Raw genomic sequence first — 22,808 nt, forward strand, 5'->3', positions numbered from 1 at the left:
TTCCTCGTCTTTGAGTAGTATAGTGTTTTATCAAACTCGGAAATAAATGAATACAAGAAGAGGATTCGTAAAGAAGAGCATAGCAGGTCTTTTTGCAGCCAACATGATTTCAGTACCGGAAAAAAGGGTGGCTGGCAGCGTAATAAAAAAGACGCCGGATACATTCAACCTTGCCATGGCGGGATACAGTTTTGTACATTTCAATCTGGATCAGGCATTGGAAATGATGAAGAAAACGGATGTACATTATCTTTGTATCAAAGATTTCCATTTGCCACTGAACAGCACGCCGGAGCAGATCCAGGCTTTTCATGCCAAGCTAAAAGAAGCCGACGTAAAGGGTTACGCCGTCGGACCGATTTATACCAAAACCACGGCAGACATTGACAATGCATTCGAATATGCCAAGAAAGTAGGCGTAAAGCTCATTGTCGGGATTCCTTCGCATGCGGACCTGAAATATGTGGAAAAGAAAGTAAAGGAATACGATATCAAGTTTGCGATTCATAATCACGGACCGGAAGACAAACTTTACCCGAATGCGGCTTCTGTTTACAATCTGGTGAAAAATCTGGACGAAAGAGTAGGGCTTTGTTTTGATATGGGGCATAATCAGCGGGATAATCAGGATCCGTCCAATGACCTTTGGAAATACTCGAAAAGGATTTTTGATATACACCTCAAAAATGTAACCGCAGCCAACAAGGACGGAAAAACGTGCGAACTCGGACGCGGAATTATTGATATTTCTCTGTTTGTGAAAATGCTGCGTAAAATCAAATATGCGGGTGCATGCAGTCTTGAATATGAGAAAGATATGAAAGATCCGCTGGCCGGAATCGCCGAATCTGTCGGTTACTTCAGAGGGATTTGCGACGCGAGCTAGTCATAAAAAAGCGTTTAAAGTGCCGTAAAGTCATATTTTTGCAGGAAAGGTAGATTCTAAACAATAACACCATAAAACATGCTTAAAAATGTGCCCTTTGATCGGTTGGCTTCCTACAAGAAGCTGAAATCGCATCACAAGTCCATTTCCCAGAAAAATCTGAGAAGTTTGTTCGAGGAAGATCCGGACCGCCACAGAAAATTTTCCATTCGTTTTGGTGATATCCTGCTCGATTATTCCAAAAACAGAATTACGACGCGTACACGTTCCTATCTTGTGCAGCTTGCCGAAGAAGCGGGCTTGGCCGATGCTATTGAGCAGATGTTTACCGGAGAAAAAATCAATGCGACGGAAGGCCGTTCGGTTTTGCATGTGGCACTTCGTAACCGCTCCAACGAACCGATCCTTTCGGACGGAAAGGATGTTATGCCGGAAGTGAATGAAGTGCTGGCCAAAATGAAGGAGTTTTCGGGGAAAATCCGGTCAGGAAGCTGGAAAGGATATTCCGGAAAGGAAATTACGGACATTGTAAACATCGGGATCGGAGGAAGTGACCTGGGCCCGGTTATGGTCACTGAAGCGCTGAAAGCTTACAGCAAACCCGGTCTGAACGTTCATTTTGTTTCCAATGTGGATGCAACGCATATTGCCGAAACGGTGAAGTCGCTGAATCCGGAGACAACGCTTTTTATGATCGCTTCCAAAACGTTCACGACGCAGGAAACGATGGCGAATGCACACAGCGCACGCAAATGGTTTCTGGATAAGGCCGTTGACAAAGAGCATGTCAAAAAGCATTTCGTAGCCATTTCAACGAATCAGTCCGAAGTGGAGAAATTCGGTATCGATCCGGATAATATGTTTGTTTTCTGGGACTGGGTGGGCGGCCGTTACTCATTGTGGTCTGCAATCGGACTGTCGATTGCATGTTTCATTGGTTTTCAGAACTTTGAACAGCTGCTGACGGGTGCACACGAAATGGACAAGCATTTCCGTACCACAAAATTCGAGCGGAACATTCCGGTTATTCTTGCACTTTTGGGAATATGGTACAACGATTTTTATGACGCACAGACACAGGCTATTCTGCCGTATGACCAGTATATGCACCGTTTTGCCGCCTATTTCCAGCAGGGCGATATGGAAAGCAACGGTAAAAGTACAGGCCGCGACGGAAAACCGGTCGATTATCAGACGGGTCCTGTTATCTGGGGCGAGCCGGGTACAAACGGACAGCATGCTTTTTACCAGCTGATTCATCAGGGTACCAAGTTGATTCCCTGCGATTTTATTGCACCGGCCGTCAGCCATAACCAGCTTGGCGACCATCATAAAATGTTGCTTTCCAACTTTTTTGCGCAAACCGAAGCATTGATGAACGGGAAAACAGAAGAAGAGGTAAGGGCTGAACTTGAAAATTCAGGAAAAAGCAAGGAGGAAATTGATTTTCTGGTTCCTTTCAAAATGTTTTCAGGAAACCGTCCGACCAATTCCATATTGGTCAAGAAAATAACGCCCAAAGTGCTCGGAAGCCTGATCGCGATGTACGAACACAAGATTTTTGTACAGGGTATTATCTGGAATATTTTCAGTTTTGACCAATGGGGCGTAGAACTCGGCAAGCAGCTTGCCAACAAAATTTACCCTGAACTGCAAAATGACTGGCCGGTTACCAACCACGACAGTTCCACCAACGGCCTGATCAATCAGTACAAACGCTGGCGGTAACGATTCAGCAATAAAGTAGTTATTCCAAATCCGATCAAAACACCAACAGCATCTGCCACGGCGTCCCACCAGTCAAAAGTGCGGTCGAACGGCAGGAGCTGTTGGTAAAATTCAAGACCGAGTCCGTAAGCCATTCCGGTCAAAACAATGGTCCGGCTTTTGTGCGGATAGGCAAGCAGCCATAAAACGGTCCATGCGGTAAAAAGACCCGAGTGCACGAATTTATCAAATCCTACAACCGGCGCCGCAGGAATGTCTTTTCCCGGCCATGTACAGGCTACAAGTATCAGAATTGTCCATATTATTCCAAGCCAGGGTTTGCCTGAGAAGAGCCTGATCAGCGAGCCAACTAATTTTCCCATTGTTTGAAGAAAGGTTTTAAGGCAAATTTACGGTCTATTCAGCAAATGATTTCAGCAGATGTAAATTAATTATAATCAGTCCGGCAATATGGTGTACAGAAAGGTTTAATTTGTTTTATTAATTAGTGGGAAGTAATTTTTAAGATTTTTTATTAAGTTTAATCTTTTAAATTATTCCTGAACTTATCAATGAAGCGATTCTTACTTGCCCTTGTTTTACTTACCGGCCTCGGTTTTCAGGCTTATGCCCAGCAGGATTATTATTTCAAAGAAGGCCTTGGCATCGGGCCATGTCATCAGTATGGCCGGGAAGCCTTGTACAAAGATGAACTTGCGTACCAGCTTTATAACGGAACGCTTTCCAGACCGGCGGAAGGAAAGGTGCTGTTTACAAATGAAAAAGGAACGGAGGTCAAATGGCGGAAAATCAATGCGGATTCACTGAACCGTTTTCGCGGAGAAGCATTTACAAACGGCTATGTTTACCTCACTTATAACTCTGCAAAGGAACAAACGGCGGTTCTGACAATGACCGGGCATGACATGGCATTTGTGAACGGCGTTCCGCATGCAGGCGATATGTACCGGTATGGCTGGATGCATTTGCCGGTACGGTTAAAAAAAGGAAACAATGAAATCTATGCACGTGTGGCCCGTTTTGGAAGTTACGGCGGCGTAAAGGCCCAACTTTCTTTTCCCAAGAAACCCGTTTACCTCAATATCGAAGATCTGACCATTCCGGATATTGTTCCCGGTTTGAAAAACGATTCATTATGGGCCGGGCTTGTCGTTGTGAACACCAGTTCAAAAGTGTTAAAAGGCTTTCAGATAAAATCTTCCGTTTCAGGCAAAGAGACAATCACAACGATTCCTTCGGTACCGGCATACGGGTTGCGGAAAGTAGGCGTACTGATCAATGCGGCGGATGTTTCTGCTCCCGGAAAACAGGATGTTGCCGTTACATTGTTAAAAGACGGCAGACAAATAGATGAGTCCATAATGGCCATACAGTCTGTTGAACAAGGAAAACAGTATAGCCGGACGTTCATTAGCGAGCTGGACGGAAGCGTTCAGTATTATGCAGTAAGTCCGCAGCTGAAACCGACATCCGACAAAAAGCCGGCTCTGTTCTTTTCCGTTCACGGAGCGGAAGTGCAGGCGATCAGTCAGGCGAGGGCGTACAAGCCGAAAGAGTGGGGCGTGGTTGTGGCGCCAACAAACCGGCGACCAAGAGGTTTCAATTGGGAAGACTGGGGCCGGCTGGACGCACTGGAAGTACTGGAAATTGCCAAAAAGCAGTTTCAACCCGATTCTTCGCGCATTTATCTGACAGGCCATTCCATGGGCGGGCACGGAACCTGGTTCCTGGGGGCTACTTATCCCGAAAAATGGGCAGCCATTGCGCCGTCGGCCGGTTATCCGACATTGTCTTCATACGGCTCGCACGACGGTGTCATTCCCGATAGCGCGGGTTCGCCGATGGAATCCATCCTGTTAAGATCGAGCAATGCAAGCAATGTGCTCGCATTGACTTCCAACTATAAAAGTCTGGGCGTTTATGTAGCGCACGGCGATGCGGACAAAACCGTTTCTGTAAAATACGCTCGGCAAATGCGGGATATTCTGGGGAAATTTCACCGTGATTTTAGTTATTACGAACACATAGGCGGCGAGCACTGGTACGGCGACATCAGCGTAGACTGGCCGCCGATCTTCGACTTTTTCAGCTGGCATTTTATTCCTGCGGATACGGCTGTGAACTTTGTTGATTTTATTACGGCTAATCCCGGCATCTCTTCCAAAATGCGGTGGGCAGAAATTCAGCAGCAAGTAACGCCTTTGAAGTACAGCAGAATTCAGATCAGCCTGAATAAAAAAGCAAACAAAATTTCTGGCTCAACAAGCAACGTTGCGGCCATCTCATTCAATCTCGGCGCATTTGCAACGGGAACAGAAGTGCAGATTGCGCTGGATAGCCTTGCTGCTGTGAATTATAAAGTAAAACAGCGAAACGAAACAATTTACCTCAAAAAGGATTCAAACTGGACCGTTTCAACGCCTGAAAAGCAAAGTAAAAATCCGCGCAGAAACGGAACATTCAAGGAGGCTTTTAAAAACAATATGGTTTTTGTGTATGCAACCGGCGGATCAAAAGAGGAAGCTGACTGGGCTTTGGAAAAAGCAAAGTATGATGCAGAAACGTGGTATTATCGAGGCAACGGAGCAGTGGAATTAATAGCCGACAAAGACTTTAATCCAGAACAGTATAAAAACAGGGGCATAGTGCTGTACGGAAATAAAGATACCAATGCAGCCTGGAACAAGCTGCTCAGAGATTGTCCTGTAAATGTCTCAAGCGGAAAAATTACAATAAGTAATAAAAACTTTGCAGGCGATAATCTAGCGGCCTGTTTTATCTGGCCACGATCAGACAGTGAAAATGCATCCGTTGCCGTAATTTCCGGAACCGGAAAGAAAGGTTTTCAGGCTGCCAATGCAAATCAGTATTTCAGCGGTGGAAGTGGTTTCCCGGATTTAATGATCTACTCGCTGGAAATGCTTTCAGAAGGAATAAAGGATGTGAAAATGGCCGGTTTTTTCGGAAACGACTGGAGTGTGGAAAAAGGGGAATTTATATATAATTAACTCCTTCCGGATTAAAATGAATAACGCCGGATTTTCAGGTCCGGCGTTGTTTTTATTTATCGATGAAGTATAATTTGTTTTTAACCGTTGTCGGCAAATTCCGGGTATAACGTCATTCCGCCGTCAATGTATAAGGTTTCTCCATTTACATAGTCGGAATCATCAGAAGCCAGCCAGGCAACTGCCTTTGCAACATCCTGCGGCGTTCCTATTCTCTTGTATGGAATCAGATCCATTAATCCGTCGTATTTCTGCGGATCGGACCAGACTTCTTTGTTAATCGGCGTTTTGATAGCTCCCGGACTCACAGAATTGACCCTGATTTTATGAGGCGCCAGTTCCTGCGAGATTGTTTTCATGAACATCATTACACCGCCTTTTGAAGCTGCATAATTCACATGCCCTGCCCAGGGAATCACATCATGTACCGAACTCATCAGTACTATTTTTCCAATGGAAAGCTCGTTATGGCTGTTTTCCTGCGGTTTTTTTGCTTGCTCCACAAATATCCTTGCTGCTTCACGGCAACAAAGAAACTGGCCGGTAAGATTTACATCAATTACTTTCTGCCATTGTTTCAGAGTCATTTCCAGAAATGGAGCGTCCTGCTGCAGACCTGCGTTGCTTACGAGAATATCCAGCTTTCCGTATTTGCTGATAGTCTCGTTGAACATTGCTTTTACTTCCTCTTCATTGCTTACATCTGCTTTGACAAGGATACCGCTTCCGCCGTTTGAAGTAATTTCATCCACCGTTTTCTGACCTTCGTCCTTACTGGAGCTGTAATTGACAACAACGTGCGCGCCCAGACTGGCAAGATGAATGGCGCATGCTTTTCCAATTCCGGAACTTGCACCGGTAACAATGGCAACCTGATCTTTGAATTTCAGACTTGAATCGGTCATATAATTTCTTTTTCAAACGACTTTAACTTTTTCCAGACACGGCGATTAACATTTTTAACCGCCCAGTTTTTAGCAATGAGAATTGCTTTTGCAACTGCTTCACGAGGAGAAATATTATCGGCTTTTAAAAGTTCCTGTGCAATCGTAACCGCTTTTTCACGGGTCGTCGGGGATAAATACATCAACTCTGGCAATGCGATCCTTGTGTCCATTTCTGTTTGAATTTTAGTCAGTAAGGTTATTATTATTGATGATTGTGCTAGTCTGTTTTAATAAAATTTGATGCCAGTGGGGGAGCAGTTTGGATTTTTGTCGAGAAAGAATCTTATTACCCACTTTGGCCGGAATACGTGTAAAAAAAATCCCCATCTTATTCAGACGGGGATTTTTTCAGAAGCTGACTGGCTTATTTCACTTCTTCAAAATTAACGTCTGTTACATCATCAGTAGCACCGTTGCCGTCAGCTTGTGCATTGCCCTGTGCGTTGCCGCCCGGAGCACCTTGCTGAGGATCACCGCCTTGTGCGTACATTTCCTGAGATGCAGCCTGCCATGCAGCGTTCAGTTTTTCCATGGCTGAATCGATTCCGGAAATATCCTGGCTTGAATGTGCCGTTTTAAGCTCGCTCAAAGCACCTTCAATGGCGGATTTGTTTCCTGCCGAAAGTTTATCGCCGAATTCTTTCAACTGCTTGTCAGTTGAGAAAATCAGACTGTCTGCTGCATTTATTTTTTCTATTTTTTCGCGTTCTGCCTTGTCAGCCGCTTCATTGGCTTTTGCTTCTTCGCGCATCCGGTTAATTTCGGCGTCAGTCAGTCCGCTGGAAGCCTCGATCCGGATTTTCTGTTCTTTTCCTGTTCCTTTGTCTTTTGCAGAAACATGCAGGATACCGTTTGCATCCACGTCGAATGTTACTTCGATCTGAGGCGTACCGCGTTGTGCAGGCGGTATGTCAGAAAGGTGGAAACGTCCGAGCGTACGGTTCTGGTTTGCCATCGGGCGCTCTCCCTGCAGAACATGGATCTCGACAGAAGGCTGGTTATCCGCAGCGGTTGAGAACACTTCCGTTTTCTTGCTCGGGATTGTAGTGTTTGCATCAATCAATTTGGTGAAAACACCGCCTAATGTTTCAATACCCAGAGACAATGGAATAACGTCAAGCAAAAGGACATCTTTTACTTCTCCGGTCAACACACCGCCCTGAATGGCCGCACCCACCGCAACGGCTTCATCCGGGTTGACGTTTTTGGAAGGTTTTCTGCCGAAGAATTTTTCCACTTCTTCCTGTACTCTTGGAATACGTGTAGAACCACCCACCAGAATCACTTCATTGATATCGTTGTTGGAATAACCTGCATTTTTCATGGCTCTTTTGCAAGGTTCCATCATTCTCTGGAACAAAGTATCCGCAAGCTGTTCGAATTTCGAACGTGTCAAAGTACGTACAAGGTGCTTTGGAATACCGTCGACAGGGAAAATGTAAGGCAGGTTGATTTCAGTCTGTGTAGAGCTTGACAACTCAACTTTGGCTTTTTCCGCTGCTTCTTTCAAGCGCTGCAAAGCCATGGCATCTCTTTTAAGATCTACACCTTCGTCTTTCTGGAATTCATCGGCAAGCCAGTTGATAATCACCTGGTCAAAGTCGTCACCGCCGAGATGCGTATCGCCGTCCGTGGATTTTACTTCAAAAACGCCGTCACCCAGTTCAAGGATCGAAACGTCGAAAGTACCGCCGCCAAGGTCAAAAACAGCAATTTTCATATCAATATGCTGCTTGTCCAGACCATATGCAAGCGCTGCTGCTGTCGGTTCGTTAATGATCCTTTTTACATCAAGTCCTGCAATCTGACCGGCTTCTTTTGTAGCCTGACGTTCTGCATCATTAAAATAGGCCGGAACTGTAATTACGGCTTCTGTTACTTCCTGCCCAAGATAATCTTCTGCGGTTTGTCTCATTTTTTGCAAAATGAAAGCAGAGACTTCCTGAGGTGTATATAGTCTGTCACCAATCGGAATGCGTGGTGTGTTATTCGGACCTTTTTCTACGTTGTACGCAACCGTTTTCAACTCGCTGGTTACGTCATCGTATTTTTTACCCATAAAACGTTTTATGGAACTGATAGTATGTTTGGGATTGGTGATCGCCTGACGTTTAGCTGGTGCACCGATTTTACGCTCACCGTTGTCCATGAATGCAACTACCGAAGGAGTTGTACGTGCACCTTCACTGTTTGCAATTACAACCGGCTCATTACCCTCCATGACAGCCACGCAGGAGTTCGTTGTTCCCAAGTCTATGCCAATAATTTTTCCCATCGTTCTATATATAAAGTTAAGTATGATTTGATTCTTTCAGTTTGCTGATTTGGGGTGCCAAGTCAGGCTTCTACGGGATTATTAAAAACCCCGTACCAGCATTCAGAAGGGAAAACAGAAGTGACAAAGTGTCAGGCCGAGATTCCGGCCTGACGAAGATGGAAATCAACTGAGCATTTGTCCCATATAAGGGTCGCTCTGGCTCATACTGCCCGTTTCAATGTGGCCTGCGTAGCGTTGCAGAAAATCAGGGTTGTTTGAAATTGTAACCGAGAAATCGTACCAGTTTGCGCTTTTACTTAGGTCGAAAGGAACAAGCACTTCATTGTCTGCCAATCGTTTTGACACATCAATAACCTTATTTTCAGTGCCGTATGCATTGTCTTTAATGGTCAGAACACCTTCTTCGTCCTGGTCAGAAACGGCCAGGCTAAACAGGATATATGCCTGTGATTTTTTGTTCTTGTCAACTTGATAACGCGCACCTACTTTTACCGTTCCGGATTTTTTGTTACCCATGTATTCCCTGTAAAAACCATTGGGCCCATACACGCGCAAATGGTATTTTTCATCTTCAAAATCATTGATTTGCCATGTAGCTTTAAGCATATCGCCTGCTTTTACGGCATAATTCCAGACTTTAAAATGCTCGTTTTTGTATTTGACCGGCGCATAAACGATGAAAGGAGCACCGGCAGACTGATCTTTGAACATGTCATTTTTGGCTTCCAGCGCGATTTCGAATGCACTTTTGTCAGCGTTCACTGCCCCTTCGGCATTGATTTCGTACGGTATCGGGCATGCTGGACGCGTACCTTTTTCCTGATTTGGTAAAATGGAAGAGCCAATCGGGTCCCGATTTACTTCTGCGATCTGCTCCTTCGTTAGCGTCTTGTAGCCATTCGGCAGCTTTTTAAACTTTGCATTGTAAATGCTTTCCATGAATTCATTTCTTTCCACGAACGTCGGTAAAGCCGTTTTTTCTCCGTTGTAAGGTGTAAAGGTAGAAGTAAGATCGCCGCAGATTGTCCGCCGCCATTCACTGATATTAGTTTCTTTGATCTGTTTTCCTGATTTATGGCTGACAAATTTTTCCAAAAACTGTAAAATGGACGTATGGTCAAAAACTTCGGAACAAACATTGCCGCCGCGGTTCCAGGGCGATGCAACGATCAGCGGAACGCGGTAGCCCAAACCAATCGAACTGTGCCTGGATTCTTTTTCATCCTTTTTCGTCATGTCCTGTTCCAGCGTCACAAATTCCGTTTTACAGTCAATACCATCTGAAACTGCACCGGTATCAGCTTTGTACGGATCGGGAACTGTAAATGGCGGAACATGGTCGAAGTAGCCGTCATTTTCGTCATAACATAGAATGAAAATGGTTTTTTTCCAAACCTCGGGATCCGAAGTGAGAATATCCATCACTTCGGACACATACCATGCGCCGTACCACGGGGAAGTCGGATGATCTGAAAAGTTTTCCGGTGCAACGAGCCAGGAAACCATAGGCAGATTGCCTTTTTTTACATCGATTCTGAACTGATGCAGAATATCTCCCTGGGGTGCTTTGGCTTCATTGATGATGTCGCCGTCATTGTATTTGACAGTTGTTACTTTCCTGTAATCCGGATCGTTTTTATTGGTTGTAAAAGCTTTGGAGTGAATGTTTTTTGATCGCTCGGAAAGTTTTGCATAGTTTTCAGGGCTCCATCTTTCCAGTTCCTCCTTTGCAGTCTGCAGGTCAGCCTTTTTCTTGTTAACAGATTTTTCCAGCGCTGCGCGGTCTTTTTCATCGCCGGAAAAATGTTTCAGCTTTTCTTCCTGTTCACTGATTTCAGCAGGAAGTTTTTCCAGCCTTTCTTTCAGATGTTTCTGATATCCCGTATGATAGCGCACATTATACTGTGTAAACCATTCAATCGGGTTATCCGTAAAGTTGGCAAGCCATGCATCTTCTTCCCCTGTAAGTCCTGTATCAATGCTTAGTTCATTCTGATAGATTTTCCAGGAAACATTGTTGTCTTCAAGCCTTTCCGGGAATGTTGTCCATGAAGCTTCCGCATTATCCGTCACATTTTCATTCCGGACATTTGCATAGTGCGAAGGATCCGGATTTTCGCGGATCGTTCCCGACCATAAATAAAGGCGGTTCGGTGTAGTTCCGGTTAGTGAAGAGCAGAAGTTTTGGTCACAAACGGTGAAAGCGTCAGCCAGTGCATAATAAAACGGAATGTCTTCGCGATTGTAAAAGCCTTGCGTCAAAGGCATTCTGGTGTAATCCTTATGTCCGGGCTGTTTGGCAACAAGCCACTGGTCATATTTTCCTTCATTGCGCGCATCCACCTGATTGGTCCATGAATGCGGAAGCGAACCCATCCACGTTGCCCTGGATTCCTTCATATTAAGCCGGAACGGGACGTAGGTTTCACCGAAGGCATTGGTTTGAAGCCAGACCGAATTTTTATTGGGCAGCTGGATAGCACGGGGATCGTTAAATCCCCGTACTCCGCGCAAAGTTCCGTAGCAATGGTCAAAAGAGCGGTTCTCCTGCATCAGGATAACCACGTGTTCCGCATCCAGATAAGTGCTGCCTTTTTTCGGATCGATTGCAAGTGCTTTCTGAATGGAAGCAGGCAGGGTGCTGAACAATCCGGCAGCGCCGGTAAGCATGGTTGCTTTTTTTATAAATTCTCTTCTGGACTCCATGATATCTCGGTATAAGGGCTGTTTCCGTACATTAATTTACGCAAATGTACTTTCAATTCAAATTACCAGTTTTACCGGGATATTATACTTTTATTTATTTGTTTCCAAACAGACCGCCCAGCATGCCTGTCAAATCAGTGCTTTGCTTTCCGTCTGCCATATCTCTGCCCAGATTGGAATGATTTGAACCGCCCAGAAGTCCGCCGAGCAAACCTCCGAGGTCCATACCGGAACTGTTGCTGTTGTTGTTACCTAACTTTCCGATCAATCCGCCCAGTACGCCCGGAAGTACCGAACTTACAATTCCGCCGGCAACCTGATTGCTGAGGCCGAATTTCTGCATAATGGCGCTGATTGCATTGGAAGCAATGGATGAGACCATTGGATTGTTCATCAGTGCGTTGCCCGAAGTGCCATGGCTTCCCGACAGTAAATTCGAAATTTCGGAAATATTTCCGCTTTGCGCCTGTTGCTGCAAACCGCCCGTGATGGAACCCAGTAAGGTATGCATGACATCCTCATTATGCTCATTGGGAACTTCGGGATTCTGAACGATGGCTTGCTGGGAATTTTGCTGGATAAGGCCTAATAATTGATCTAACATGGTTTTATGTCTTTATGCATGAATACTGAAACAAGCAGCAATCTTTTTGCTGCGCCTGAAGTATATGCATAAAAAAATCCCGCCAGAGAGGCGGGATGCTGTTTTATTTTACCTGATCAACGATTGCTTTGAAAGCTTCCGGATGATTCATTGCCAGGTCGGCAAGTACTTTCCGGTTTAGCTCGATGCCTTTTGAACTCAGTTTGCCGATGAAAGCAGAATACGATAATCCGTGAATGCGTGCACCTGCATTGATACGCTGAATCCACAATGCGCGGAAATTGCGTTTCTTTTGTTTACGTCCTTTGTATGCGTAAGCCAAACCGCGTTCTACCGCATTTTTAGCAACTGTCCATACATTTTTGCGACGGCCGAAATAGCCCTTCGCCAATTTTAATACTTTCTTACGTCTTGCGCGTGACGCTACGTGATTTACTGAACGTGGCATAATTTAACTGTTTTTGATGGTCGGCGCTCTTTTGAGTCTTAAAAAGCCTTCTATCGGGTGGAACAAAAAACCAGAATGGTATTTAATTTTAATGGCTTCGGAATTACTTTCCAAGCATTGCCATCACCTGCTTCACGTTGGTCACATCGATCAGACCTGTTTTAACAAGATTGCGTTTGCGCTTGTTGGATTTTTTGGTCAGGATGTGGCTGTGAAATGCGTGCTTACGTTTGATTTTGCCGGTGCCGGTAAGCGCAAAACGCTTTTTAGCGCCGGAATTTGTTTTCATTTTAGGCATGATTCAAATAAACATTAATTGATAATTATAAAACAGCGCGCAAAATTAATTAAAAGGATCGGAAAATGAAAATCGTGTTTCCAGCTATTGCCGGAAACACGATTTCACAAAGCTTTTATAACTTCAAATATATGAGTAAACTCCGGAATTATTTTTTTGCAGGTGCCGGCGCAAGAATGATTGTCATTCTTTTTCCTTCCAGTTTTGGCTCCATTTCAAGCTTGCCATAATCTGAAAGTGCTTCCGAAAATTTGTTCAGAAGGTTCACACCACGTTCCTTGAACACAATTGTACGGCCGACAAAATGAACATATGCCTTTACTTTCGAACCTTCCTTAAGGAAATTGATGGCATGTTTCAGTTTGAATTCAAAGTCATGGTCATCCGTGTTCGGACCGAAGCGAATTTCCTTGATAACCACTTTCTGTGCCTTCGCCTTGATTTCTTTCTGCTTTTTTTTCTGTTCGTATTTAAACTTTGAATAGTCTACAATTTTACAAACAGGAGGAACTGCTGTCGGTGCAATTTCTACGAGATCAAGGCTTTGCGCTTTTGCCATTGCTCTGGCAGTATTAATATCCACTATTCCCGGTTCAATGTTTTCTCCAACCAGGCGTACTTCTTTTGCTGTAATTCGTTCGTTAATTTTATAAGGTTCTTCGGGAACTCTTAACCGTCCACTCGGGGGTCTTAATGCCATATAACTTTGGATTGGTGTATTTTGGGTTTTTTGGTGAAAATCAAAAAAGACAACATTGAAGTCACAAAAATAGTGCCTTGCTGCGGGAATTATAACAAAAAGTTATAAAAACATCAACTAATACTGGCTTCTTTTTTAAAATAGTTCGTAAATTCTTCCACAGTCATGCTTCCAAGGTCGCCTTCGCCCTTTCTGCGAACGGATAATTTTCCTTCTGCCATTTCTTTTTCACCAACCACAAGCATAAACGGAACCTTTGTAACCTCGGCATCGCGTATTTTCCGTCCGATCTTTTCATCCCGGTGATCCACAAATCCACGGATGTCATGATCCTGTAACTGGAAAAACACGTCTTCCGCGTATTCGGCAAACTTTTCGGAAATCGGCAAAATGGCAATCTGGTCCGGAGACAGCCACAACGGAAACTGACCGGCTGTATTTTCGATCAAAATCGCAATAAAACGTTCCATGGAACCGAACGGCGCGCGATGGATCATAACCGGACGGTGTTTCTGATTGTCCGAACCCGTATATTCCAGATTAAAACGCTGAGGAAGCTGATAATCAACCTGAATGGTGCCAAGCTGCCATTTTCTGCCCAGTGCGTCACGCACCATAAAGTCGAGCTTCGGACCGTAAAAGGCGGCTTCGCCCAGTTCGGTTACCGTACTCAGATTCCGTTCGGCAGCGGCTTCAATGATTGCACTTTCCGCACGTTCCCAGTCTTCATCCCTGCCGATATATTTCTGTTTGTCGTTGGGGTCGCGAAGCGAAATCTGCGCGCTGTAATCTTCAAAGCCAAGCGACTTGAAAACATACAGTACAAGGTCAATAACCCGGATAAATTCTTCCTTCACCTGATCCGGACGGCAGAATATATGCGCATCGTCCTGCGTAAAACCTCTTACCCTTGTAAGCCCGTGCAATTCACCGCTCTGCTCATACCTGTAAACCGTTCCGAATTCAGCAAATCGAAGCGGAAGATCCTTGTAGGAGCGGGGAGAAGTCTTGTAAATCTCACAGTGATGCGGACAATTCATCGGTTTCAGCAGATATTCTTCACCAATATTCGGTGTTTTGATCGGCTGAAAGGAATCCTTGCCGTATTTGTCCCAGTGGCCGGAAGTTACATACAGATCCTTGCTGCCGATATGCGGTGTCACAACCGGAAGATACCCGGCTCTGGACTGCGCTTTTTTCAGGAACGATTCCAGGCGTTCGCGTATCATGGCGCCTTTCGGAAGCCATAGCGGCAAGCCTTGTCCGACTTTTTCGGAAAATGCAAACAGTTCCAGTTCTTTGCCCAAGCGCCTGTGATCGCGTTTTTTGGCCTCTTCCATCAAAGTCAGATACTCTTCGAGTTCTTTCTGCTTAGGAAAAGTAATCCCGTAAATGCGGGTTAGCATTTTATTTTCCTGCTTGTTGCGCCAGTAAGCACCACCGATGTTGGTGAGCTTAACCGCTTTTATAAAACCGGTATTCGGAATATGCGGACCGCGGCACAAATCGGTAAAGTTACCTTGTTCATACAGCGTAATGGAGCCGTCTTCCAGTCCGTCGATCAGTTCCAGTTTGTATTCGTCGCCTTTTTCGGTAAAGTATTCCACCGCATCGGCCTTGCTGATCGGCTTTCGGATGTATTCGTTTTTCTGGCGGGCCAGTTCCAGCATTTTGGCCTCGATCTTCGGAAAATCATCCTGAGACAGCGACTTTTCTCCCAGATCAACATCATAGTAAAAACCTTTTTCGATAGAAGGTCCGGTCCCGAATTTCACGCCCGGGTACAATGCTTCCAGCGCCTCGGCCAGCAAGTGCGCCGAAGAATGCCAGAATGTAGCTTTGCCGTCTTCATCATTCCATGTCAGCAGCTTCACAAGCGAATCCTGCGTTATTTCCCGGGTCGGGTCCCATACTTCATTGTTGACTTTGGCTGCAATGACATTACGTGCCAGTCCTTCGCTGATGCTGAGTGCAATGCCGTGTGCTGTAATACCTTTAGGGTAATAACGTTCACTGCCGTCGGGCAGGGTAATTTTTACTTGAGACTCGTCTTTCATTCAGAAATCATTCGATGACAATTGTTCAAAATCTTTGCGCTGTACGGCAAAGTGCAAATCTATTCAATTTTAGCTTTTCGCGTAGAATCGATTCGGATATTTGTGGTTCCTCTCGGCTGGATTTTGTTAATCTTCACCCGCGACGTATCCAGAAGCTTGTAACCCGATCCATTCTCATTGTCCGTATCATAGGCGGAATAAAGCCCGGCACCTTCCCGCTGACGGATGCGATACAGGCCGTAACGTGCATCCTGATCGCCCGGACTGAGCGCAAGTGCATCCGTATAATATACTTTTGCCCTTTCATAATCACCCGTTTTTTCATGACAGAAGCCAATCATATTGTTGATTTCCTTTGACTTCGGATTCATCCGGTACAAACGCGTTAATGCCGGAAGCGCCTGATTGTATTCTCTCAGCTCGATGCCTGTTGTAGCTACCTTGTACAATGCTTCTTCATAGTCCGGTTTCAGGGCAACCGCTTTCTTGTAATTGATCAGTGCGGTATCCGGCCTTAGTTTTGTTGCAAATATTTCGCCTCTTTCAAAGTAAAGTTCTGCCGTTTTCGGAAAACGCTGGATTGCCTTCCGGTTCACGACAAGCGCCTGATCCAGGTTGTTTAATTTCCTCAATATAAAACTGCATTGCTCGTATGCACGCAACAGCCTCGGATTTACACTGATGGCATAATTAAAGCTGGAAATACTGGCAAGCGAATCGCCTTGCCGGGCCTGCAGCATGCCTTTTACATAATAGGCCGATCCGTCGTAAGGTGCCATTTTCATGGCCTGATTAAGGTAACCGGCCGCTTCCCGGAAGTTGTTTTTTACCTGAAGAATATCCGCCAGCAGAATATAAAGATCCGGGCTGTTCTGCTGCAATGCTTCGGCGCGCTGTGCATCTTCCAGCGCGGGATCGATTTTTCCGAGTTCGCGGTTGATTTTCCCGCGCAGTAAAAAGTAATCGCTTGCATTGTTCTTTTCATAAATGGATTCATTGATATCCGCAAGCGCAAGCGTGTATTGTTCGCGTTCAAAATAGATGCGGGCCCTTTTATAATAGTTAAGGTCCACATCAATATTGCGGTTAATCAGATCGGTCAGCGAAAGGATGGCGTCGTTCTGCCATTGCGCTTTTGACTTTTTGATCACAGGCGGAATGCGCGTAGCATTTCTGGCATCACTCTGGCAGCCTGAAATCAGCACCGGCAAAGTAATCAGTAACGGATAGATGTATTTAAAACAACAGAATTTCATGCAATGCAAAAGCGCAAACTTTGACCGCCACTCATTTGGCACGCTCAACAACAAAATTGAACATTCTGAACGTAATTTAAATACTTTGATCCGAAAATCGGGAAAATACACCGAGCGGCAGGTTTTTCCCGAATGAGTCCGGAATGAACAGTTCGCCGAATTCGTGATGTATTTGCGTGCCGAAATGCGCTTTGATGAGGTTTTCAACGATAAGCGCCGAAAATCCGAGCGAGTACAAATTGATGATAAAAAAGAAGTTTTCCTTTTTCAGAAGCAGCGCACACAAACGCAGTATTTCATTCAGGCTTTCTTCCAGCAGCCATTTTTCGCCATCCGGTCCGCGCCCGTATGCCGGCGGGTCCAGTATGATTCCGTTGTACTGGTTATTGCGGCGCACTTCCCGCTGAACAAATTTCAGTGCATCTTCCACAACCCAGCGAATGTTGTCAAGCCCGCTCAGTTCCATATTTTCCCGCGACCAGCTGATAACCTGCTTTACCGAATCCACGTGCGTAACATCCGCACCGGACGCTTTGGCTGCCAGCGACGCAATGCCCGTGTAGGCAAAAAGATTCAGAACCGACGGCTTGGATTCAGGAATCTGTTTCAGCTTTTTTGAAATATAATCCCAGTTTGTCGCCTGCTCCGGAAAAAGCCCTACGTGCTTGAAAGAGGAAAGCGCCAGCTTGGCACGCAAGTGCAAGGCGTTGGTTCTGTACTGGAAAACCCATTTGTCCGGCATTCCTGCTTTTGAAATCCATTGTCCTTTTTCCTGCGAATTTTTATCACGTTTGAAAACCGCATGTGCCTGTTTTTCCCATTCCTGATCAGAAAGCGATTTATCCCAGATTGCCTGCGGCTCCGGACGTGAAAGAATATAAGGACCGAAACGTTCCAGCTTTTCAAATCCGCCGGTATCAATAAGCTGATAATCGGTATGCTGGTCGGGTGAAAGTAGTATCAAGGTGTTGTGGGGTTTTTAGCTGTTGGTTTTTAGCTGTTGGCTATTGGCGAATTATTTTGGCTTTCGGCTTCTGGCCGGAAACAAAGTGATTTGGAAATGTTACAAGAGCGGTCAGAATGCGATTTTGTTTAGATAAAATACATTTCTTCTTCCTCTTGTCTGCGGATCGCCGGCGGCATTGACGATTTTCTGTTCGCCCCATGCAAGATAAAAATTTCCATACCAGTAATCGATGTCGTCCGTGCTGGTTTTTCTTACTTTGTCGCCTTCCACATTGGTGCCGTTCGGGATCACACGGTCGCTGTCAACAACCTGATTTCCTTTAATGATTTTACTGCGTATGGCACCGTTATGGCTGTAAACCAGTTTGGAATTTCCGTTTTTGAACGTCTGTATCTTAATCTTTTCACGCAGTTCCATGCTTTTTACATGATCAAAATTAATGCTGTTGTCCCATACAAGTTTCCCGTTCTGATCCACACCTGCAATTACGGCATGCGTGTACGTAAATCCGTCAAAAACCTGCTGGTTATAGCCGCGCCCGCCATACATCGGGTTCCATAAGTACGGATTGTAAAGGCCCATTCCAAACGGATAGCTCATGATTCCGCCGTAGCCCATTCCGCCCAGCATACCCGGATTCTGGTAACGGTACTCCGGATAAAAAACTTCTGCAACGAGCAGAAAATTGTTTTCTTTCGGTACAATATCGTGTACGAGCAGCCTGTAATTCAGTTTCAGGTCATCACCGCTTTCTTTCTTTTTACGGATACGCCTTTCGATTTTTTCCTGCTGGCGCTCATTCATGAAATTAAAGAAATTCTTGAAATCGGTAAAGCTGTGATACCGGGTAAATACCGTCTCGTCATGGACTATTTTGCTGATATACAATCCCTGTGACGCTGCATTGTTGCTGCTCTGCATTTTTCTGTACCCGTAAGTACCGATTACAATCCGAACGGAATCGTTCAGCACCTGCATTCTTCCGCTCAGCAATGAATAATCATCTTCCGGATCAACGGAAACCTGCGTGTACAGCTCGCCGGTTTCTTCATAAGAGCGTGCAACAATCCGCGTTTGCCGGCCTTTTTTGACTGCAAAACTTACATTTACAAGATGATGCGCAGTGTCAACTTCCACGGTCTGAATGGCATTGGAACCTTTGATGGCAGACGGCAGCACTTTGGTCTGCGCATTGGTAAGCTGCGTGTAAATCAGCACCGGCTCATTCCGGACCATTCCGGCCATAAAAACCGAATAGCCAAGGGTTTTAAAATCAGTGATTTCAAAACGGTCCAGTGTATTGATCATAAATGTTTCCACAAACCCCGGCCCGATATTCACTTTCACGATCTGGTAAAGGGAACTGCGGTACTTGCTGAACAGCAGAAAAACAGCTTTGCCGTCAAATGAAGACGAAATATAATCCAGGTTGGATTCAATTGGACCGTCAATCGACCAGATCCGGTCGAGGTTCGCGTCAAATTTCTGCACGTTGAAAGTTCCTTTGTCAGGCTTGGAAATCAGCAGAACACCCTGTTCGCCAAGCGGAACCGTCTGGTATGCTGCGTTTCCGGATAGCGGCAATTCAATTCTTTTTACGCCTTGCGAAAGCACGCATTGCAACGATAGCGCACTGAAAAACAGCGCCAGCGTAACATTAAAAATAAATTGCCGTTTATACTTCATGCGCAAATGCCACGATTAAGTCAAATTCTTCAAGCCTTACCGGAATAACGGATAATCTGGAATTGCGGATCAGCAGCATATCCTGCAAACGTCTTTCGGCTTTTATCTCGGCAAGCGTCACCGTTTTAGGAAATTTTGCGACCGGAACAAGATTGACAACAACCCAGCCTTTTTCTTCCGTTGTCGGATCGGGATAAAATTCCTTTGAAACCTTTGCCAAACCCACAATTTCCTTTCCTTCATTGCTGTGATAAAAAAGAACGAGGTCATCCGTTTTCATATTCATCAGATTGTTTCGCGCCTGATAATTCCGGATGCCGTCCCACACAGCTTCACCTTCGGTTACAAAATGATCCCATGAATATTTAAAAGGTTCACTTTTTACAAGCCAGTAATTCATTGATTCAAATTTATATTTAAAAAGGTCTCTGGAAACAGACCTTTACAACGATCATGGAAATTTGGGAAACTTGCTGAAATCAGGTTTTCTTTTTTCAAGGAATGAATTCTGGCCTTCTTTCGCTTCTTCGCTCAGATAATACAGCAACGTTGCATTTCCGGCAAGTTCCTGAATTCCGGCCTGTCCGTCCAGTTCGGCATTGAACGAGCTTTTCAGCATCCGGATAGACAAAGGACTTTTTTCCTGAATTTTTTTACACCACGCAATTGTAGTCGTTTCGAGCTCTTCCAGCGGAACTACTTTATTAACCAATCCCATTTGCAAAGCTTCCTGTGCATCGTACTGATCGCACAAAAACCATATTTCCCTTGCTTTTTTCTGACCAACGACGCGCGCCAGATACGAAGCGCCGAAACCGCCGTCAAAACTTCCTACTTTCGGCCCGGTTTGTCCGAAACGCGCATTTTCAGCAGCTATGGACAAATCGCAGATGACATGCAGCACATGTCCGCCGCCGATTGCCCAGCCTGCAACCATGGCAATGACTGCTTTCGGGATCGAGCGGATCATGCGTTGCAGATCCAGCACGTTCAGACGCGGCACGTGATCATCGCCGATGTAACCGCCATGTCCGCGCACCGACTGATCGCCGCCCGAACAGAAAGCTTTTCCGCCTTCGCCCGTTAAAATAATCACATCAATTCTCGGATCTTCGCGGCAGATATGCATGGCATCGATCATTTCCGTCACCGTCAGCGGCGTAAATGCATTGTGCTTGTGAGGACGGTTTATGCTTATTTTTGCAATTCCTTCATGAAGTGTAAAGAGGATTTCCTCATATTCCTTGATGGTTTCCCATTGAACTGTACCGGACATAGAATCAAAATGTAGATGTAAAACCAATGCAATGAGCACCAAAAAATGCATGCAGCTCATTTGCGACAATTTGCGAAATTACAGATTGTTTGGGTTTCCTTCAAAAACAAATAAATAACTTTCAGAATGCAGTGGATTACGGATATAAACGATTTTGAACAGCAGCAAAGGCCGGAGCATCCTTATTTTGCCGCGGCATACGACTTTATTGAATCCTGGCTGGGCGGTAAAAAAGAATTCATACTGAATACATCGGGCTCGACAGGAACGCCCAAGCCCATTGCAATTTCCAGAAATCAGCTCACCAGCAGCGCGGCCATGACGGGAAATGCGCTGGCACTGGGTAGCGGAACGCGTGCTCTGGTCTGTCTCAACATTTCCTATATAGCCGGCCTGATGATGCTCGTCCGCGGAATGGAACTGGGCTGGAAACTTACTGTAATCGAACCCGCTTCCAATCCGCTGCTGAAACTGGACCATGAAAAATTTGATTTTACCGCACTGGTTCCGTTGCAGCTTTCCGGAATTCTGGAAAATCCTGAAACTGAAAGCCAGGTGTACAAACTGGGCAAAATATTACTTGGCGGCGCACCCGTCGGCATTGCGCTGCAGAGGAAAATTCTTGACCTTGCCGTTCCCGTTTACCAGAGTTACGGCATGACGGAAACCGTTTCGCATGTCGCATTGCGCCGGCTGAACGGAGAAAAACCGGAACTGCATTATACTTTTTTGCCCGGAATTGAATTTGGCCTTGATGAAAGAAACTGCCTGTATGTTTCCGGTGCGGTTACAAACGGCGAAAAAGTACAGACCAATGATCTGGTCGAAATCCATGGAAATACATTTAAATGGATCGGGCGTGCGGACAATATCATCAATTCCGGAGGCATCAAAATGGTGCTGGACGAAGTGGATGCCCGCATGGCAGAAGTATTTTACAACCTCAATATCCCGAATCCGTTTTTTGCCTGGTTCCGTCCGGACGAAAAACTGGGCCAGATGCTTATACTGATTATTGAAGGAACAATCGCTGCCATCACGCCGGAAATGCTGCTTGCTGAAATAAGGAAGCAGAATTCAGCTTATGAAACGCCCAAACATGTTTACTTTGTGGATCAGTTTACAAGAACGGCCACCGACAAAGTGGATAAACGCAGAACAGTACAATCGCTTTCAGAATCTTCACATGGATAAAAACATTCAGATACCCGGACAATATATCATTCGTTTTCAGACCGCGCCGGTTGTTCCGGCTCCGTTTTCGCACTTTTATACATTACAGCTGGAAATCGCTTCCGGAAATCAGCTGAACGTAGATTTCAGCATCGTTTATACGGATCGTGAAGAAATGGATGAAGATGACTTGCTGGACGAAGGTTTTTCCACGGATGACGATTATAAATGGAAAGGACCGCTGCCGGCAAACTGGATCAATGAATTTGAAGAAATTTTTTCCTCTTCCAAAACCATCCGGAAAAGAGAAGAAAGCGAGTTTGAAGACTTTATCGAACTGGAACTGGAAGAAAACGGAAAAATGGTAACCATTTATCCGGTCGACAAAGAACGCTGGTCTTATTTTCTTCAGGAATTCATGCAGGCGATTTTTGAAGCCAGCGGAAGAGAAAAGCCCTTTGAACTGACATTCCTGGAAATTGATGCAGATAAAAGACAGACGCAAGTAGACCTTAAAGCTTCCTTTGCCCGGAAAACCTTTACATTAAGCAAAGGCAAAAATCCTGCAAGGCAACTGGAATGGACTCAGTTGCAGCGAATTATGGACACCGTTTATAAAGCTGAATTCGTGGCGGACAATGCATCTGAATCCAGGCCATCTCAAAAGGGCCTGTATATTACGGCTGGCGACGGGCTATGGTATCAGCTGGGCGTTGCTGTTCTGGAAACAACTGCAAAAAGTAAGGATCTGCCTAAGATCGAAGCTTTGTTCAGAACTCTGGCCAAGTAG

General features: G+C 45.3%; 20 protein-coding genes. 5 read left to right on the plus strand and 15 right to left on the minus strand.

The genetic code is table 11. The annotated features are described in order from the left end of the window. Nucleotides 1-46 precede the first annotated feature (46 nt). Together FEM33_RS19180 and pgi are read left to right on the plus strand one after the other, a co-directional pair. Entirely contained in the window at nucleotides 47-886 is an 840-nt protein-coding gene (locus FEM33_RS19180) for a sugar phosphate isomerase/epimerase family protein (RefSeq protein ID WP_139013614.1), read from the plus strand. Between the two features lie 78 nt (nucleotides 887-964). Then, nucleotides 965-2,614 carry a glucose-6-phosphate isomerase gene (gene pgi, locus FEM33_RS19185; protein WP_139013615.1) on the plus strand — a complete coding sequence of 550 codons (1,650 nt, stop codon included), beginning with the start codon at nucleotides 965-967 and terminating at the stop codon, nucleotides 2,612-2,614. On the opposite strand, the gene FEM33_RS19190 is transcribed toward pgi, so the two are convergent. Beyond that, entirely contained in the window at nucleotides 2,593-2,976 is a 384-nt protein-coding gene (locus tag FEM33_RS19190; RefSeq protein ID WP_139013616.1) for a VanZ family protein, read from the minus strand. The two genes, pgi and FEM33_RS19190, sit on opposite strands and share 22 nt — an antisense overlap. Nucleotides 2,977-3,165: 189 nt before the next feature. Here FEM33_RS19190 and FEM33_RS19195 point away from each other — a divergent pair, with 189 nt between their 5' ends. Further along, nucleotides 3,166-5,622 (plus strand): carboxylesterase family protein, encoded by a 2,457-nt coding sequence (locus tag FEM33_RS19195; protein WP_139013617.1) that lies wholly within the window; start codon nucleotides 3,166-3,168, stop codon nucleotides 5,620-5,622. A gap of 80 nt (nucleotides 5,623-5,702) precedes the next feature. Here the strand turns inward: FEM33_RS19195 and FEM33_RS19200 are convergent, their stop codons facing one another. The 14 genes from FEM33_RS19200 to menB form a co-directional block, all read right to left on the minus strand. Further along, nucleotides 5,703-6,527 (minus strand): SDR family oxidoreductase, encoded by an 825-nt coding sequence (locus FEM33_RS19200; RefSeq protein WP_139013618.1) that lies wholly within the window; start codon nucleotides 6,525-6,527, stop codon nucleotides 5,703-5,705. Beyond that, nucleotides 6,524-6,739 carry a hypothetical protein gene (locus tag FEM33_RS19205; RefSeq protein ID WP_139013619.1) on the minus strand — a complete coding sequence of 72 codons (216 nt, stop codon included), beginning with the start codon at nucleotides 6,737-6,739 and terminating at the stop codon, nucleotides 6,524-6,526. Before FEM33_RS19205 ends, FEM33_RS19200 begins: the two co-directional genes overlap by 4 nt. Nucleotides 6,740-6,933: 194 nt before the next feature. After that, the gene (gene dnaK / locus FEM33_RS19210; protein WP_139013620.1) at nucleotides 6,934-8,844 is read right to left on the minus strand and encodes a molecular chaperone DnaK; all 1,911 of its coding nucleotides are present in this window, start codon (nucleotides 8,842-8,844) and stop codon (nucleotides 6,934-6,936) included. Between the two features lie 165 nt (nucleotides 8,845-9,009). Continuing rightward, complete coding sequence (locus FEM33_RS19215; RefSeq protein ID WP_139013621.1) at nucleotides 9,010-11,553, minus strand: phosphocholine-specific phospholipase C; 2,544 nt, start codon at nucleotides 11,551-11,553, stop codon at nucleotides 9,010-9,012. A gap of 94 nt (nucleotides 11,554-11,647) precedes the next feature. Further along, nucleotides 11,648-12,157 carry a DUF937 domain-containing protein gene (locus FEM33_RS19220; protein WP_139013622.1) on the minus strand — a complete coding sequence of 170 codons (510 nt, stop codon included), beginning with the start codon at nucleotides 12,155-12,157 and terminating at the stop codon, nucleotides 11,648-11,650. Nucleotides 12,158-12,260: 103 nt separating this feature from the next. After that, nucleotides 12,261-12,605, minus strand: coding sequence for a 50S ribosomal protein L20 (rplT, locus tag FEM33_RS19225; protein WP_138280480.1), 345 nt, complete (start codon nucleotides 12,603-12,605; stop codon nucleotides 12,261-12,263). Nucleotides 12,606-12,708: 103 nt separating this feature from the next. Next, nucleotides 12,709-12,903, minus strand: a complete 195-nt coding sequence (gene rpmI / locus FEM33_RS19230; RefSeq protein WP_139013623.1) for a 50S ribosomal protein L35 — start codon at nucleotides 12,901-12,903, stop codon at nucleotides 12,709-12,711. 148 nt (nucleotides 12,904-13,051) lie between these two features. Further along, complete coding sequence (gene infC, locus FEM33_RS19235) at nucleotides 13,052-13,603, minus strand: translation initiation factor IF-3 (RefSeq protein ID WP_138280478.1); 552 nt, start codon at nucleotides 13,601-13,603, stop codon at nucleotides 13,052-13,054. A gap of 113 nt (nucleotides 13,604-13,716) precedes the next feature. Continuing rightward, nucleotides 13,717-15,660 carry a threonine--tRNA ligase gene (gene thrS, locus FEM33_RS19240; RefSeq protein WP_139013624.1) on the minus strand — a complete coding sequence of 648 codons (1,944 nt, stop codon included), beginning with the start codon at nucleotides 15,658-15,660 and terminating at the stop codon, nucleotides 13,717-13,719. 59 nt (nucleotides 15,661-15,719) lie between these two features. After that, nucleotides 15,720-16,916, minus strand: coding sequence for a tetratricopeptide repeat protein (locus tag FEM33_RS19245; RefSeq protein WP_139013625.1), 1,197 nt, complete (start codon nucleotides 16,914-16,916; stop codon nucleotides 15,720-15,722). Between the two features lie 76 nt (nucleotides 16,917-16,992). Beyond that, nucleotides 16,993-17,880, minus strand: a complete 888-nt coding sequence (locus FEM33_RS19250; protein WP_139013626.1) for a class I SAM-dependent methyltransferase — start codon at nucleotides 17,878-17,880, stop codon at nucleotides 16,993-16,995. Nucleotides 17,881-17,991: 111 nt separating this feature from the next. Then, nucleotides 17,992-19,569: a hypothetical protein gene (locus FEM33_RS19255; RefSeq protein WP_139013627.1), complete on the minus strand. Its 1,578-nt coding sequence runs from the start codon at nucleotides 19,567-19,569 to the stop codon at nucleotides 17,992-17,994. After that, nucleotides 19,559-19,969, minus strand: coding sequence for an EVE domain-containing protein (locus tag FEM33_RS19260; protein ID WP_139013628.1), 411 nt, complete (start codon nucleotides 19,967-19,969; stop codon nucleotides 19,559-19,561). The genes FEM33_RS19255 and FEM33_RS19260 overlap by 11 nt, the downstream gene beginning before the upstream one ends. A 51-nt stretch (nucleotides 19,970-20,020) precedes the next feature. Continuing rightward, nucleotides 20,021-20,845, minus strand: a complete 825-nt coding sequence (gene menB, locus FEM33_RS19265; protein WP_139013629.1) for a 1,4-dihydroxy-2-naphthoyl-CoA synthase — start codon at nucleotides 20,843-20,845, stop codon at nucleotides 20,021-20,023. 126 nt (nucleotides 20,846-20,971) lie between these two features. On the opposite strand from menB, the gene FEM33_RS19270 reads away from it, so the two are divergent. Further along, nucleotides 20,972-22,039: an AMP-binding protein gene (locus FEM33_RS19270; RefSeq protein ID WP_139013630.1), complete on the plus strand. Its 1,068-nt coding sequence runs from the start codon at nucleotides 20,972-20,974 to the stop codon at nucleotides 22,037-22,039. Next, nucleotides 22,032-22,808, plus strand: a complete 777-nt coding sequence (locus FEM33_RS19275) for a hypothetical protein (protein ID WP_139013631.1) — start codon at nucleotides 22,032-22,034, stop codon at nucleotides 22,806-22,808. Before FEM33_RS19270 ends, FEM33_RS19275 begins: the two co-directional genes overlap by 8 nt.

It is taken from the genome of Dyadobacter flavalbus (assembly GCF_006149045.1).
Taxonomy (GTDB): domain Bacteria; phylum Bacteroidota; class Bacteroidia; order Cytophagales; family Spirosomataceae; genus Dyadobacter; species Dyadobacter flavalbus.

Coding starts and splice junctions, on each gene's coding strand:
- FEM33_RS19180 (WP_139013614.1), top strand. CDS start 47: ATGAATACAAGAAGAGGATTCGTAAAGAAGAGCATAGCAGGTCTTTTT.
- pgi (WP_139013615.1), top strand. CDS start 965: ATGCTTAAAAATGTGCCCTTTGATCGGTTGGCTTCCTACAAGAAGCTG.
- FEM33_RS19190 (WP_139013616.1), bottom strand. CDS start 2,976: ATGGGAAAATTAGTTGGCTCGCTGATCAGGCTCTTCTCAGGCAAACCC.
- FEM33_RS19195 (WP_139013617.1), top strand. CDS start 3,166: ATGAAGCGATTCTTACTTGCCCTTGTTTTACTTACCGGCCTCGGTTTT.
- FEM33_RS19200 (WP_139013618.1), bottom strand. CDS start 6,527: ATGACCGATTCAAGTCTGAAATTCAAAGATCAGGTTGCCATTGTTACC.
- FEM33_RS19205 (WP_139013619.1), bottom strand. CDS start 6,739: ATGGACACAAGGATCGCATTGCCAGAGTTGATGTATTTATCCCCGACG.
- dnaK (WP_139013620.1), bottom strand. CDS start 8,844: ATGGGAAAAATTATTGGCATAGACTTGGGAACAACGAACTCCTGCGTG.
- FEM33_RS19215 (WP_139013621.1), bottom strand. CDS start 11,553: ATGGAGTCCAGAAGAGAATTTATAAAAAAAGCAACCATGCTTACCGGC.
- FEM33_RS19220 (WP_139013622.1), bottom strand. CDS start 12,157: ATGTTAGATCAATTATTAGGCCTTATCCAGCAAAATTCCCAGCAAGCC.
- rplT (WP_138280480.1), bottom strand. CDS start 12,605: ATGCCACGTTCAGTAAATCACGTAGCGTCACGCGCAAGACGTAAGAAA.
- rpmI (WP_139013623.1), bottom strand. CDS start 12,903: ATGCCTAAAATGAAAACAAATTCCGGCGCTAAAAAGCGTTTTGCGCTT.
- infC (WP_138280478.1), bottom strand. CDS start 13,603: ATGGCATTAAGACCCCCGAGTGGACGGTTAAGAGTTCCCGAAGAACCT.
- thrS (WP_139013624.1), bottom strand. CDS start 15,660: ATGAAAGACGAGTCTCAAGTAAAAATTACCCTGCCCGACGGCAGTGAA.
- FEM33_RS19245 (WP_139013625.1), bottom strand. CDS start 16,916: ATGAAATTCTGTTGTTTTAAATACATCTATCCGTTACTGATTACTTTG.
- FEM33_RS19255 (WP_139013627.1), bottom strand. CDS start 19,569: ATGAAGTATAAACGGCAATTTATTTTTAATGTTACGCTGGCGCTGTTT.
- FEM33_RS19260 (WP_139013628.1), bottom strand. CDS start 19,969: ATGAATTACTGGCTTGTAAAAAGTGAACCTTTTAAATATTCATGGGAT.
- menB (WP_139013629.1), bottom strand. CDS start 20,845: ATGTCCGGTACAGTTCAATGGGAAACCATCAAGGAATATGAGGAAATC.
- FEM33_RS19270 (WP_139013630.1), top strand. CDS start 20,972: ATGCAGTGGATTACGGATATAAACGATTTTGAACAGCAGCAAAGGCCG.
- FEM33_RS19275 (WP_139013631.1), top strand. CDS start 22,032: ATGGATAAAAACATTCAGATACCCGGACAATATATCATTCGTTTTCAG.